At 58.1% G+C, this 13,806-nt stretch carries 14 protein-coding genes; 6 read left to right on the plus strand and 8 right to left on the minus strand.

The window, feature by feature from the left end; all coding sequences use genetic code 11:
* Window positions 1-44 precede the first annotated feature (44 nt).
* Window positions 45-467 carry a TonB system transport protein ExbD gene (gene exbD, locus ACTJJ1_RS17585; RefSeq protein ID WP_006328132.1) on the minus strand — a complete coding sequence of 141 codons (423 nt, stop codon included), beginning with the start codon at window positions 465-467 and terminating at the stop codon, window positions 45-47.
* Between the two features lie 3 nt (window positions 468-470).
* A complete protein-coding gene (gene exbB, locus ACTJJ1_RS17590; protein WP_020439823.1) occupies window positions 471-1,442 on the minus strand; it encodes a tol-pal system-associated acyl-CoA thioesterase in 972 nt (323 codons plus the stop codon).
* Window positions 1,443-1,898: 456 nt separating this feature from the next.
* Here exbB and metC point away from each other — a divergent pair, with 456 nt between their 5' ends.
* Together metC and ACTJJ1_RS17600 are read left to right on the plus strand one after the other, a co-directional pair.
* Window positions 1,899-3,095, plus strand: a complete 1,197-nt coding sequence (gene metC / locus ACTJJ1_RS17595; protein WP_004948223.1) for a cystathionine beta-lyase — start codon at window positions 1,899-1,901, stop codon at window positions 3,093-3,095.
* A gap of 154 nt (window positions 3,096-3,249) precedes the next feature.
* The gene (locus tag ACTJJ1_RS17600) at window positions 3,250-3,909 is read left to right on the plus strand and encodes a DedA family protein (protein WP_440834688.1); all 660 of its coding nucleotides are present in this window, start codon (window positions 3,250-3,252) and stop codon (window positions 3,907-3,909) included.
* Here ACTJJ1_RS17600 and ACTJJ1_RS17605 read toward each other — a convergent pair.
* Window positions 3,906-4,832: a LysR family transcriptional regulator gene (locus ACTJJ1_RS17605; protein WP_004948229.1), complete on the minus strand. Its 927-nt coding sequence runs from the start codon at window positions 4,830-4,832 to the stop codon at window positions 3,906-3,908. The two genes, ACTJJ1_RS17600 and ACTJJ1_RS17605, sit on opposite strands and share 4 nt — an antisense overlap.
* Before the next feature lie 108 nt (window positions 4,833-4,940).
* On the opposite strand from ACTJJ1_RS17605, the gene ACTJJ1_RS17610 reads away from it, so the two are divergent.
* On the plus strand, window positions 4,941-5,969 hold the full coding sequence (locus ACTJJ1_RS17610; RefSeq protein WP_004948230.1) for a zinc-dependent alcohol dehydrogenase family protein: 1,029 nt from the start codon (window positions 4,941-4,943) through the stop codon (window positions 5,967-5,969).
* Window positions 5,970-5,997: 28 nt separating this feature from the next.
* Here the strand turns inward: ACTJJ1_RS17610 and ACTJJ1_RS17615 are convergent, their stop codons facing one another.
* A complete protein-coding gene (locus ACTJJ1_RS17615) occupies window positions 5,998-6,903 on the minus strand; it encodes an AraC family transcriptional regulator (RefSeq protein ID WP_122289375.1) in 906 nt (301 codons plus the stop codon).
* Window positions 6,904-7,097: 194 nt separating this feature from the next.
* Here ACTJJ1_RS17615 and yqhD point away from each other — a divergent pair, with 194 nt between their 5' ends.
* Complete coding sequence (yqhD, locus tag ACTJJ1_RS17620) at window positions 7,098-8,261, plus strand: alcohol dehydrogenase (protein WP_020439826.1); 1,164 nt, start codon at window positions 7,098-7,100, stop codon at window positions 8,259-8,261.
* A 291-nt stretch (window positions 8,262-8,552) separates the two neighbouring features.
* Window positions 8,553-9,377 carry a 2,5-didehydrogluconate reductase DkgA gene (gene dkgA / locus ACTJJ1_RS17625; protein ID WP_004948241.1) on the plus strand — a complete coding sequence of 275 codons (825 nt, stop codon included), beginning with the start codon at window positions 8,553-8,555 and terminating at the stop codon, window positions 9,375-9,377.
* A gap of 45 nt (window positions 9,378-9,422) precedes the next feature.
* Here the strand turns inward: dkgA and ACTJJ1_RS17630 are convergent, their stop codons facing one another.
* The 4 genes from ACTJJ1_RS17630 to ACTJJ1_RS17645 form a co-directional block, all read right to left on the minus strand.
* A complete protein-coding gene (locus ACTJJ1_RS17630; RefSeq protein ID WP_409443669.1) occupies window positions 9,423-10,826 on the minus strand; it encodes a GH1 family beta-glucosidase in 1,404 nt (467 codons plus the stop codon).
* Complete coding sequence (locus ACTJJ1_RS17635; RefSeq protein ID WP_004948247.1) at window positions 10,823-11,152, minus strand: PTS lactose/cellobiose transporter subunit IIA; 330 nt, start codon at window positions 11,150-11,152, stop codon at window positions 10,823-10,825. Before ACTJJ1_RS17635 ends, ACTJJ1_RS17630 begins: the two co-directional genes overlap by 4 nt.
* Window positions 11,149-12,468 (minus strand): PTS sugar transporter subunit IIC, encoded by a 1,320-nt coding sequence (locus ACTJJ1_RS17640; RefSeq protein WP_440834692.1) that lies wholly within the window; start codon window positions 12,466-12,468, stop codon window positions 11,149-11,151. Before ACTJJ1_RS17640 ends, ACTJJ1_RS17635 begins: the two co-directional genes overlap by 4 nt.
* A 104-nt stretch (window positions 12,469-12,572) precedes the next feature.
* Window positions 12,573-12,878 (minus strand): PTS sugar transporter subunit IIB, encoded by a 306-nt coding sequence (locus tag ACTJJ1_RS17645; protein WP_004948253.1) that lies wholly within the window; start codon window positions 12,876-12,878, stop codon window positions 12,573-12,575.
* A gap of 266 nt (window positions 12,879-13,144) precedes the next feature.
* Here ACTJJ1_RS17645 and ACTJJ1_RS17650 point away from each other — a divergent pair, with 266 nt between their 5' ends.
* Window positions 13,145-13,750, plus strand: coding sequence for a transglycosylase SLT domain-containing protein (locus ACTJJ1_RS17650; protein ID WP_004948255.1), 606 nt, complete (start codon window positions 13,145-13,147; stop codon window positions 13,748-13,750).
* Window positions 13,751-13,806 lie beyond the last annotated feature (56 nt).

A 13,806-nucleotide genomic window follows, 5' to 3' on the forward strand; every position in this document is an offset into this window, starting at 1 on the left:
AGGGCGCCTCGGCGCCCTTCTCATCGTTAGCGATATCCGGCCCGCTACTTCGCGGCGCCTTCCATCCCCACCAGCCCCACTTTCAGGTAGCCGGCTTTACGCAAGGTATCCATCACGCTCATCAGCGTTTCGTAGTCCACGGTCTTGTCGGCCTGGAAGAAGATGGTGGTCTCTTTGTTCGCCTGAGTGCGCTGATCCAGCACCGCCGTCAGTTGATCGGCGCTGACCGCTTGCTCACCCACGTACAGTTGCTTATCCGCTTTCACCGACAGGAACACCGGTTTTTCCGGGCGCGGCTGCGGTTTGGCTGAAGAAGCGGGGAGATCGACGCGGATATCTACCGTTGCCAGCGGCGCGGCCACCATAAAGATGATCAACAGCACCAGCATGACGTCGATAAACGGCGTCACGTTGATTTCATGCAGTTCGCCGCTGTCGTCCAGATCTTCATTTAAGCGCATCGCCATAACTCACCCCACCCGCAGTTGGTGTGAATGCTGTGAGCGTTTGGCCTCTGCCGTCGCGGCCAGATCCAGATCGCGGCCCAACAGCAACAGCACCTGCGCCGCCACGTCGCCAACCTGGGCACGATGGCCGCTGATGACACGGGCAAAGACGTTATAAATCACCACCGCAGGGATCGCGGCGACCAACCCCAATGCGGTCGCCAGCAGCGCTTCCGCAATGCCGGGCGCGACGACGGCCAGGTTGGTGGTTTGCGAGTGGGCGATGCCGATAAAGCTGTTCATGATGCCCCAAACGGTACCGAACAGACCGACGAACGGCGAGATAGCGCCAATGGTCGCCAGGAAGCCGTTGCCGCGCCCCATGTTTCGGCTGTAGCCCGCTACGCGGCGCTCAAGGCGGAAACCGGTACGTTCTTTGATGCCGTTGTTGTCGTTGGACTCCGCCGACAGTTCCAGCTCGTTTTGCGCGTCGTTCAGCAACACCACGCTGATGCTTTCTTCGGAGAAATGCTGCGCCAGCTCGCTGGCTTCATCCAGCGTACGCACATTGGCCAGCGCCAGCTGCTCGCGGCGCAGACGGCGCTTGGCGCGGAACAGTTCGCTGCCTTTGGAGAACAAAATGGTCCAGGTGACGATAGACGCCAGCACCAGACCGATCATCACTATCTTCACGACGATGTCCGCGTGCTGGTACATGCCCCAAACGGACAGATCCATGCCGCGGGTTTCCGGTGGCTGAAGGGTCGGCGCCGGATTGAGCGGGGTCAGGCTTTCAGGTGCTGCAGCAGCAGGTGCGGCGGCCGGAGCAACGCTCTCGGTCACGGCGGGGTTGGCCGCCGGTGCAGCCTGTGCGCTGCCGGCCAGCCCAATCACCAATACCATCGAAGCGATCAGACCACGGCCTAACGCCTTGCCCCATTGCGCCCGGCCTTGGCCGAACGATCCTTGATTTAAATGCTTGCCAGCCGTTTTCACGCTGTGCCTCCACCCGTTACCGATCAAAATTGAGGAATAATTCAGCGTGCGATCATATCAAACCAATCAGGGATTGATAGTAGTTCTCATTATTATTTACCAAATAATCGGCAATATTTCAGATCTCGCGGCGTCGGAGCCGCAACATTCGCCCATTCGCTGCCGGTTAGGCCCTTTACTCCCCTTTTAAAGGGTTTTTCGTTACTTTTCGCCCACAGAGGTGCAACAAACGCGCGCCGACAGTATTTTTGCCTGTGGGCTGTCCGTTTGCCGATATGCGTGCGAGTTAAACGCCGTCATGCAGAATGATGGCGTGCCAGAACGCTCTCCGACAGAGGATTATGGCCGTTTCTATATCTGGAAGTTAAAACGTCTGGATGGCTATTATATGTCATGTTAACCTAAGGGCTATCGCAAAAACGCCAGTGAAAAGTCAGTAAAAGTGAGCCCATTCCTATGACGTCAAAAAATATCGAAACCACGCTGATCGCCGCCGGGCGCAGCAAACGCTATACCCTGGGCTCCGTCAATCCCGTCACCCAGCGCGCTTCCTCACTGGTATTTGACTCCGTTGCGGCCAAGAAACACGCCACAGCCCAACGCGCCCACGGCGAACTGTTTTATGGCCGCCGCGGCACCCTGACCCACTTCGCGTTTCAGGATGCGATGGTCGAGCTGGAAGGCGGCGCAGGCTGCGTGCTTTATCCGTGCGGCGCGGCGGCGGTATCCAACGCCATTTTGTCTTTTGTCGGTGCCGGCGACCACGTGCTGATGACCGGTTCGGTCTATGAGCCGACGCAGGATTTTTGCAGCCACATTCTTAGCCGCATGAACGTGACGACCACCTATTTCGACCCGCTGATCGGCGCCGATATCGCCGGGTTGATTCAGCCCAATACCCGCGTGGTGTTTCTTGAATCTCCCGGTTCCATCACCATGGAAATTCAGGATATCCCGGCGATGGTGCAGGCCATCCGCGCCGTAGCGCCGGAAATGGTGATCATGATCGACAACACCTGGGCGGCCGGCGTGCTGTTCAAGGCGCTGGATTTTGATATCGATATTTCGATTCAGGCCGGCACCAAATACATCATCGGCCACTCCGATTACATGCTCGGGACCGCCGTGGCCAACGAACGCTGTTGGGACCAACTGCGCGAATATTCTTACCTGATGGGCCAGATGGTGGACGCCGATACCGCCTATATGGCAAGCCGCGGCCTGCGTACGCTGGGCATACGCCTGAAGCAGCACGAGCAAAGCAGTATCGAAGTCGCCAACTGGCTGGCGGAACGGCCGGAGGTAGAGGTGGTCAATCACCCCGCGCTGCCCGGCTGCAAAGGCCATGAATTCTACCGCCGCGATTTCAGCGGCTGCAACGGCCTGTTCTCTTTCGTGCTGAAACAGCGGCTTAGCGACAAACAACTGGCCGACTATCTGGATAACTTCAGCCATTTCAGCATGGCCTATTCCTGGGGTGGCTATGAGTCGCTGATCCTGGCTAACCAACCGGAAGAGCTGGAGGCGATCCGTCCGGCGGGCGGCGTTGATTTCTCCGGCACGCTGATACGCCTCCATATCGGCCTGGAAAACGTGCAGGATCTGATCGCCGACCTCGCAAAAGGGTTCGAGCGTATCGCCAACGCACGCTGATCCGCAGCCCGTTGCGCTGCCAATTTTATTCTGCTTCGTTTAATGTGTGCTTAAGCTATTAGCAGTACACTACGCGAGTAATGGTCAGATACGGTCAACATCACCTCCTGGAGAAGGGGGCCCCGGGCGCAACCGGCATGCAACAGGACTTAAAATGGATGTATTACGAGAGATTGTTCATGCGCTTTGGCAGCAGGACTTCATTGCCCTTGCCGACCCAAGCGTAATTTGGGTGGTTTATGCCGTGCTTTTCACCACTTTGTTCCTTGAAAATGGATTACTGCCAGCCTCCTTCCTGCCCGGCGACAGCCTGCTGCTGTTATCCGGCGCATTGATCGCCAAAGGCGTGATGGCTTTTGTCCCCACGCTGATTATTCTGACCCTCGCCGCCAGCCTCGGCTGCTGGCTCAGCTACTTGCAGGGCCGCTGGTTGGGGCATACCAGTCTGGTGAAAGGCTGGCTGCTGCAACTGCCCGCCCAGTACCACCAACGCGCGCACAACCTGTTTAACCGTCACGGCCTGATGGCCCTGATGATCGGCCGCTTCCTCGGCTTCGTTCGCACCCTGCTGCCGACCATAGCCGGCATCTCAGGGCTGAACAGCACGCGTTTTCATCTGTTTAACTGGTTAAGCGCGGCAGTTTGGGTCGGCACTCTGATCAGCCTCGGCTACGCTTTCAGCCAGATCCCGCTGGTGAAACGCTACGAAAGCCAGGTGATGACCGGGCTGATGCTCTTGCCGCTGCTGCTGCTGTTGGTGGGCTTACTGGGCGCCATGCTGGTTATCTGGCGCAAAAAACGCGCTTCCGCCTAGCCGACAGGCTTCGCTTCGATCAATTCCATATTGGCGGGCAACTTGCTCGCCAACAGATCCACCGCCAGCCGCACCTTCAACGGCAGATGCGGCGTCTGCGGCCACACCGCATGAGCGTCAAAAAACAGCCCTGGCCTATCCCGCATAACCCGCACCAGTTCACCTTTAATCAGTTGCCCGCGCACCAGCCAACACGGCAGCCAGGCAATGCCGAACCCGGCAACCGCCGCATCCACTATCGCCTGCAGATCATCCATCTGCAGACGGGTGCCCGGCATCATCTCCCGCGTCACGCCGTCCGCTTCGGGGATCAACCAGTTACGCACCACGCCGGCACGCACATAAGCCACCGCGTCGTGCTGCGCCAGTTGTTCAATGTTCTGCGGTTCACCGCGGCGCTGCAAGTAAGCCGGTGCGGCGCAAAGCGCCATGCGATGGTTACCGAGTCGCCGTGCCACCAGCCCGCTGCTGTTGCCCAACTCGCCGTTGCGGATTGCCAGATCAAAACCGTCCTCAATCAAATCCACGACGCGATCGTTAAACGACAGCTCCAGCTCCAGCCCAGGGTGTTCGCGCGCCAGTTCGGTCAGCAACGGCGCGATGCAGATGCGGCCAAACAGCACCGGCATCGTTACCCTTAGCCTGCCGCTGACTTCTCGTTTGCCCGACTCCAGCAGCGTTTCCGCCGTGCGGATCTCCTCCAGCGCCCGCAGGCAGCGTTCGTAGAACAGCGCCCCGTCGTCGGTCAGGCTCAGGCTGCGGGTCGTGCGGTGGAACAGGCGCACACTTAGCCGCTGTTCCAGTCTGGCGATGGTCTTCCCCACCGCCGAGCGCGAAAGATGCAGCCGGTTGGCGGCCAGCGCAAAGCTCCCCGCCCCCACTGCGGTGACAAATACCGAAATGCCGTTCAACCGATCGGTCATGGTTTGTATCTCTTAAAGAAACAATCAAAGGAAATCTTATCGCCACTGGCGAATATCAATCAACGATAATATCGACAGGTCTACTTATTGCCGACTTTGGAGTGAATCATGACTGACACAATGCAACGCTGGACAATGGCCGCCCTGGGGCGCCAACATCTGCAACTGACCGAAAGCGCCATCCCGCAGCCGGGGCCGCACGAGATCAGGGTGAAAGTGAAGGCGGTATCGCTGAACTACCGCGACAAGATGGTGATAGAAACCGGCATGGGGCAGACATTGCCGCAGCCTTTTATCCCGGCTTCCGACATGGCCGGAGAGGTGGACGCCATCGGCGCAGGCGTCAGCCGCTTCCAGCCCGGGGAACGGGTCATTTCCACCTTCAGCCCCGGTTGGATCGACGGTCGACAGAAGCCGCACGGTGATGCGCGCACACCGCCCTACCGCACCCTTGGCGGTTTTTATCAGGGTATGCTGGCGCAATACGTGGTGCTGCACGAAGACTGGCTGGCCGCAGCACCCGCCTCGCTGGACGACGTACAGGCCAGCACCCTTCCGTGCGCCGGGCTGACCGCATGGTTCGCTCTGGTGGAACAAGGCCGCCTGCACGCCGGCGAATCGGTGTTGGTGCAAGGCACCGGCGGCGTGGCGCTGTTCGCGCTACAGATAGCCAAGGCGCACGGCGCGGAGGTGTACGTCACCTCCGCCAGCGATGAAAAACTGGCGCGCGCCAAAGCGCTGGGTGCCGATCACGGCATTAACCGTCTGAACGGCGACTGGGTGGACGCCGTGTATGAACTGACGCAAGACCAGGGTATCGACCATATAGTTGACACCGTTGGCGGCCCTAACCTCGGCAACTCGCTGCGCGCCGTGGCGGTTCACGGGCGCATCTCGGTGATCGGCGCGCTGGAAGGTTTCGAGGTTTCGGCCCCCGTCGTCCCGCTGCTGCTGAAATCGCCGGTGATTCAAGGAATTGGCGTCGGCCATCGCCGCGCGCTGGAAGATCTGGTGCGCGCCGTGGATACCTTGGGGCTGCAGCCGGTGATCGACCGGGTTTACCGCTTCGATCAACTGCCGCAGGCGCTCGATCATCTCGACCGTGGGGCCTTCGGCAAAATCGTACTGACGCCGTAAAGCGCTGCCCGGCGGCAGGCAGCCGACGTTAACCGAGTGGGCTGTCGCGCAGCCGGGCAATTTCATCGCTCGGCGTCACGCCAAAGAAACGTTTGAATTCGCGGCTGAACTGCGAGGCGCTCTCGTAGCCGACGCGGATCGCCGCGGTGCTGGCCTTCAGGCCGTCGTGCACCATCAATAAACGCGCCTTGTGCAGCCGATAAGATTTCACATATTGCAGCGGCGAGGTGTTGGTTACCGCCTTGAAGTTATGGTGAAACGCCGAGATGCTCATATTGACCTCACCCGCCAGCTGCTCCACGTTGAGGCTTTCCGCATACTGGTTCTCGATACGCCGCAGCGCCTTGGCGATCTGGCTAAAATGCGTATGGCGGTTGACCAGCTCCTGCAACGATGCCCCGCAGGACCCGCGCAGCACGTGATAGAGGATTTCACGCACGATCTGCGGCCCCAGCACCCGGGCGTCCAGCGGTTTGGCCATCACGTCCAGCAGGCGCTCGGTGGCGCACAGCATCTCTTCCGACAGCGTAGCCAGATTCACCCCGCTGCTTTCCCGGCGCGGCTGCATCAGATAGTCGTCATCGCCGATGTCGATCAACAGATCCTGCAGCATCTGGGTATCGATATTGACCGCCAGCCCTACCAACGGCTGCTCAGGGCTGGCAAAGGTTTCGCACTCGAACGGCAGCGGCACCGACATCAGCAGATAGTTGCGCGGATCGTACTGGAACACCTTGTTGCCGCAATAACCGACCTTGTGTCCCTGAAAAACGATCACCACCCCAGGTTCATACATCACCGGTTGACGCGGGCAGTAGCGATCGACGTACAGGATCTTGACCCGCGGCACCGGCGACGGCGTATAGCCGTTACCCTCGGCAAAGCGCGCGGCCTGGCGCGCCATGCGGCAGCGCAGTTCATCGATTTCCGTCACTGAAACACCCTCTTACACTCAGAACAATTCGGCATAAATAATAGTTTAAAACTCTATTTTTCTACAATGCTTTGTAGGAATAGGCAAGACTTGCACAGGAATGTGCATTGTGCTGCGAGGCTAAGTTACTGACAATACGCATCAGATATTTTTGCGCCGCCGGCGCTTTCCCCATGCAGAAGAGAAATGACCCCATGCAAAACTTTATCCTTCATACCCCAACCAAAATCCTGTTCGGCCAGGACCAAATTGCCGGCCTGGCACAGCAGATCCCTGCGGACGCACGCATCCTGATCACCTACGGTGGCGGCAGCGTGAAGAAAAACGGTGTGCTGGATCAGGTTTATGCCGCGCTGGCCGGCCGTAACGTGCAGGAGTTCTCCGGCATCGAGCCTAACCCAACCTACGAAACGCTGATGAAAGCGGTCGAAGTGGTACGCGCGGAAAACATCGATTTCCTGCTGGCGGTCGGTGGCGGTTCCGTGGTTGACGGCACCAAGTTCATTGCCGCAGCGGCGCATTACCAGGCGGACAGCGATCCGTGGCACATTCTGAAAACCGTCGGCAGCCAGATCACCGGTGCGGTGCCAATGGGTTGCGTGCTGACGCTGCCGGCTACCGGTTCTGAATCCAACAGCGGTGCGGTGATCACCCGCAAAAGCAGCGGCGACAAGCAACACTTCTTCTCGCCGCACGTGCAGCCGCTGTTCGCGGTGTTGGATCCGGTAGTGACCTACTCGCTGCCGCCGCGCCAGATCGCCAACGGCGTGGTAGATGCCTTTGTGCACACCCTTGAGCAATACCTGACTTACCCGGTCAACGCCAAAGTGCAGGACCGTTTTGCCGAAGGCCTGCTGTTGACGCTGCTGGAAGACGGCCCGCGCGCGCTGGCCGAGCCGGAAAACTACGGAGTCCGCGCTAACGTGATGTGGAGCGCCACCATGGCGTTGAACGGCCTGATCGGCGCCGGCGTGCCGCAGGACTGGGCGACCCACATGCTGGGCCACGAGCTGACCGCAATGCACGATCTGGACCACGCACAGACGCTGGCGATCGTTCTGCCGGCCCTGTTGACCGAGAAAAAAGCGCAGAAGCGCGAAAAACTGCTGCAATACGCTGACCGCGTTTGGGGCCTGCGCGACGGCAGCGAAGACAGCCGTATCGACGGCGCCATCGCCGCCACCCGCGCCTTCTTCGAGCAAATGGGCGTGCCGACCCGCATGGCGGATTACCAACTCGACGGCAGCTCGATCCCGGCGCTGCTCGACAAGCTGCATCAGCACGGCATGACCGCATTGGGCGAACACCAGGACATCACCCTGGAAGTCAGCCAACGCATTTATGAAGCGGCGCGTTAATCGCAAACCGGCGATTTCCTGCTAGGCTTTAGTTTCTGTTTATCGTTTCTGCACCCTGCGCCCGACCGATCACCGGGCGCAGTTCAGCGCTTTATCTGCGCTGCCGATCGCATCGCATGACCTCGTCTCGTTAATCTAATGGGAGAAAAACATGACCTGTACCAGACCGTGCCGCAACCGCTGAAATTTGGTTAGCAAACTCAGCACCACCCCGGTTTGCCAACTAGAATTTATTTATAGCCGCTTTCCGGCGCATGCTGTGCCGGGCAATCAGTTCACAAGGAGACGCGCATGACAACGCAACAACCCATCATCAAACTCCACGATGGTAATCTGATGCCGCAGTTGGGTCTCGGCGTTTGGCAGGCGAGTATTTCAGAGACCACCAATGCAGTGACCAAAGCGCTGGAAATTGGTTATCGCTCGATTGATACCGCTGCGATCTACAAGAACGAGGAAGGGGTCGGCGCCGCGCTGCAATCGGCCTCGGTACCGCGCGAGCAATTGTTCATTACCACCAAACTGTGGAACGACGATCAGGGCGATCCGCAGGCCGCGCTGGAAACCAGCCTGGAAAAGCTCAAACTGGACTATGTCGATCTGTATCTGATCCACTGGCCAAAACCGCAGCAGGATCAGTATGTCGACGCCTGGCGTGGGCTGATCAAGCTGCGCGAACAGGGGCTGATCAAGAGCATCGGCGTGTGCAACTTCCACATTCCGCATCTGCAGCGTCTGCTGGATGAAACCAGCATCGCGCCGGTAATCAATCAGATCGAGCTGCACCCGCTGCTGCAACAGCGTCAGCTGCGCGCCTGGAATGCCACCCATCATATCGCCACCGAGTCCTGGAGCCCGCTGGCACAGGGTGGCGAAGGGGTATTTGACCAACAGGTGATCAAACATCTGGCGGATAAATACGAGAAGACCCCGGCGCAGATCGTGGTGCGCTGGCACCTGGACAGCGGCCTGATCGTGATCCCGAAATCGGTCACGCCATCGCGCATCCGTGAAAACTTCGAGGTGTTTGATTTTAAACTGGATAAAGACGAACTGAGCGAGATAGCCAAACTGGATATCGGCAATCGCCTGGGGCCGGATCCGGATTCTTTGTAATGTTGCCCGGCCCTCTCCCAAGGAGAGGGCCATTTTATTTCCCCGCTATAGCTGCTCGCCGTTGGTGGCGATCACCCGCTGATACCAGCCAAAGCTCTGCTTCTTCTTGCGCGCCAGATTGTCGTTATGATCGACATAGACGAAACCGTATTGCTTCTGATAGCCGTTGAGCCAGGAAAGCAGATCGATAAACGACCAAGGGTAATAGCCGCGCACGTCGGCCCCCTGTTCGATCGCCGCGCCGATCGCCTGAATATGATCGCGCAGATAATCAATGCGCGGTTGATCGCGCACTTCGCCGTCGACAATCGGATCCTTGGCCCCCAGCCCGTTCTCGGTGATGTAGAGGGGAATATTGCCGTAGCGTTTGACGATGCGGCCAATGGCGTCGGTCAGCCCCTGCGGGTAAACCTCCCAGTCCCAATCGGTGTAAACGCCGTTCGGGTTGCGCACCAGTTTGAACAGCCCCTTAAAGCCCAGTTCACGCCCGCTGCCCTTCTGGCCGCTGGTGTTGATGGCATAGCCGTCCACGTCGTCGTTATGCGCCACCATCTCGCGCTTGTAGTAATTCAGGCCGATAAAATCGACGATGTTCTGCTTGAGCAGTTCTTCGTCACCCGGCGCGAAATACGGCACGCCAAACGCCTGCTGCGCCATCGCCAGCAGCTCCGCCGGGTATTCGCCCTTCAGCACCGGATCGTACAGCCAGTGGGTGAAGATCCCTTCGGCAATCTCGCAGGCGCGCCGATCCTGCGGCGAATCGCTGATCGGATCGTTAGGTTGCAGCACGTTGACGAAACCGATCTGCCCGTCGATCCCCATTTCGCGGAAGCTTTTTACCGCCCGCGCATTGGCCAGAAACACGTGGTGGCAGGCCTGAATGCCCTTTTTCGGATCGGTCAGCCTGGGCGGATGTGCGCCGGTAATGTAACCCATGCCGATAAACACGATGGTTTCGTTGAAGGTTGACCACAGCTCGACGCGGTCGCCAAAGCGCTGATAGCACAGGCGGGCGTATTCATCGAAGGCGTCGACGATCTCACGCGATTCCCAGCCGCCGAACTGTTCCTGCAAAGCCTGCGGCAGATCCCAGTGATAAAGGGTGATCATAGGTTTGATATTGTGCTTCAGCAGTTCGTCGATAAGTTCGCTGTAGAAGCGGATCCCGGCTTCGTTCACCTCTCCCCGCCCCTGAGGCAACAGCCGCGGCCAGGAGATCGAAAATCTATAGGTTTGCATGCCCAGTTCGGCCATCAGCGCCACGTCTTCCCGGAAGCGATGATAGTGATCGACCGCCACGTCGCCGTTGGTGCCCTGAAAGGTAGTGCCGGGCAGATGGGAAAACAGATCCCAGTTGGACAGGCCCTTGCCGTCGGCATCATGGCCGCCCTCAACCTGATAAGACGCGGTCGCCGCGCCCCAGAGGAAATCCTTTGGAAATACGCTCATGCGTTTTGCACTCCGTTTTGTTCCAGCAATCGATAAATTCTGACCAGCTCTTCCACCAAATCGCGCGCCAGCATGGCGTTCATGATGTGGTCCTGCGCGTGTACCATGATCAGGTTGACCGGCAGTTTGCCTTCCCCCTCGTCAAAGCCGATCAGCTCAGTCTGGGTCGCGTGGGCGCGCTTCGCCGCCAGCTGCGATTCCGCCAGCAGAATATCCACCTGATCCCACTGGTACTTGCGCGCCGCATACAGCGCCTGCATGGCGCAGCTGCGCGCCTCGCCGGCATTGATAATCAGCTCCATTACCGCCGTTTCCATGTCGATCATTCGGTCACTCCTTGCGTTTGTTCAATCGGATCCGCGTCACTTACTTCCTGATCCAGCAGTTGCTGCTCATAAACTTTGAAGAACGGGTAGTAGATCAGCGCCGATACCGCCGCCAGCAGCAGCACCAGCAGCGCTGCGCGGTAGTCCCAGCCGGTGGCCCAGGCTGCGCCAATCGGCGCCGGTGCAGTCCAGGGCACCACCGAGATCACCCGGCCGATCAGATCCAGTTTCACCGCCGCATACGCGATGATCGAATTGACGATCGGCGCGGTGATGAACGGGATAAAGAAGGTGGGATTCATCACGATCGGCGTGCCGAAGATCACAGGTTCGTTGATGTTGAAACAGCTCGGCACCAGACTCAGCTTGCCGATCGACCGCAGGTGTGCCGAACGGCTGCGCAGATAAAGCAGCACCAGCCCAAAGGTGGCGCCGGAGCCGCCAATCACGATAAAGAAGGTCCAGAAGGCTTCCATAAAAATGTGCGGCAGCGGCTGGCCGGCCGCGAGCATATCCTGGTTGATGCCCAAATTGGTCAGCCAGAACGCCTGCAGCATGCCGGAGACAATCACCGCGCCGTGAATCCCGGCGAACCACAGCAGATGGCCGATCAGTACCGCCAGCAGGATCGCCGGCAACGAGTCGGCGGCGGAAATCAGCGGCTGGAACAACGCCATGATCGCCTGCGGCAACAGCAGGCCAAACTGGTGTTGCACCAGCAGGCTGAGAGGATACAACGTGATCACCACCGCCAGGATCGGGATCAGCAGATCGAACGACTGCTTGATTTTGGCCGGCACCTGCTCCGGCAGCGAGATACCGATATTGCGCACTTTAAGGAAACGGATCAGCTCGGTGGTGTAGACCGCCACCAGAATGGCGGTGAAGATCCCCACGCCGCCCAACGCGGCAGTCGGCAGCACCTTCTCGGTTTGCGGCGCGGCGACCAGTAAAAAAGACATCAGCGCCAGCATCGCCGCCATAAAGGGATCGAGCTTATAACTCTGCGCCAGATTGTAGGCGATGGCGGCGGTAATATAGATCGACATAATGCCCATCGTCATATTAAACGGGGTAAGAATGGCGACCTGATGTTTTTCCGCAGCATTCAGCCACCATTGGGCTATTCCCCAACTGCTGTCGGCGGCAAAAGGCGGATAGGCGAAGACCAGTAAAAATGAGCCGACGATCATGAACGGCATGGCGGAAATAAAACCGTCGCGGATCGCCATAATATGGCGCTGGGTCGATAATTTACCGGCAATCGGGCTGATGCGGTTTTCGATGAAATTGAATGCGGCCTGGCTGATACTCATGGTTCAACCCTCGGGACGTTTCTGAGTAATGGAGCAAAAAACGGCTCAACCGGGGCCGGGAAGCCAGGTACAACAGGAGTGGCGCGGCCCTGGTTCTCTCGGTGTCATGCGATCATCGCTAATGCTTCGGCCAAAATCTTATCGCCGCGCATCATGCCGTAATCCATGCTGTTAATAACCGCAATCGGTTTATTTTCCCGATCGGCGATCTTTTTAAAATCGGCCAGCTTATATTTGATTTGTGGCCCCAGCAGGCAGCATTGGTAATTAGCCAGCGTAGATTCGAATTCCTCTATACCTACGGCAATAATATCCACCTCAATTCCCTGCTGTTCGGCAGACTTTTTCATTTTACTCACCACCATGCTGGTCGACATGCCGGCAGCACAGCAAAGAAATATCTTTTTCATCCGATCTCCTGAAGCTAATTGCGTACAAATGATTCAGTTGAGAAATGAGTATGGTGGTAAACCTGAAAAAACAGCAACCGGTTTCAGTAACCGGTTTCATCATTTAATCGGGTTATGTGAGGAAGATCCAGAATTGTCGCCGGCGATGAATTCATCATCATGGAGCCCAGGAAAACAGCCATTTTTTTGCTAAAGATCTTTTACCCGGCTGACGCTATCATGACGCACCTGAGGTTACCCCCCACTCAACTAAAGCACGGAGCACCATGAAATTTTCTCTACGGCAGTGGTCACGCCTGGGCATCGTCTGCGCGATGCTGGTATTGGCAGGCTGCGCCGGCAAAAAGCACCGCGTCAGTTACAATCCTCACGCCTACGACGACGCGATCGAAGATGCCGCCGATAAATACGGCGTCGACCAAAAACTGATCGCCGCGATGATTAAGGTAGAATCCGGCTTTAACCCAGAGGCGGTCAGTAAGTCCAACGCCATCGGTTTAATGCAGTTGAAAGCCGATACCGCCGGCTGCGATGCCTATCGCTACAAAGGGAAACGCGGCTGCCCGGACGAAGACGATCTACTGGATCCCGATACCAACATCGATCTCGGCGCTGCCTATCTGGCCGTGTTGCAAAAACAGCAGCTTAGAGGGATCTACGATCCAGTGACTCTGCGTTACGCCACCATTATCGCCTACGTAAACGGCACAGGCGCGCTGTTACGGACCTTTTCCAGCAACCGCGAGCAAGCCATCTCGATGATTAACACTCTGTCGCCGGAAGCCTTTAACTGGCATGTGCGCAAATATCATCCCGCTCCGCAGGCGCCGCGCCATTTGATGAAGGTGGAAGCGGCCTACGAACAATTGTGATTTTCAAAAGCAAAAAAGGAGAACCCGGGGGTTCTCCTTTCGTTTAAGCGCCTGAC

The organism is Serratia sp. 22264 (assembly GCF_052045345.1).
GTDB lineage: Bacteria > Pseudomonadota > Gammaproteobacteria > Enterobacterales > Enterobacteriaceae > Serratia > Serratia plymuthica.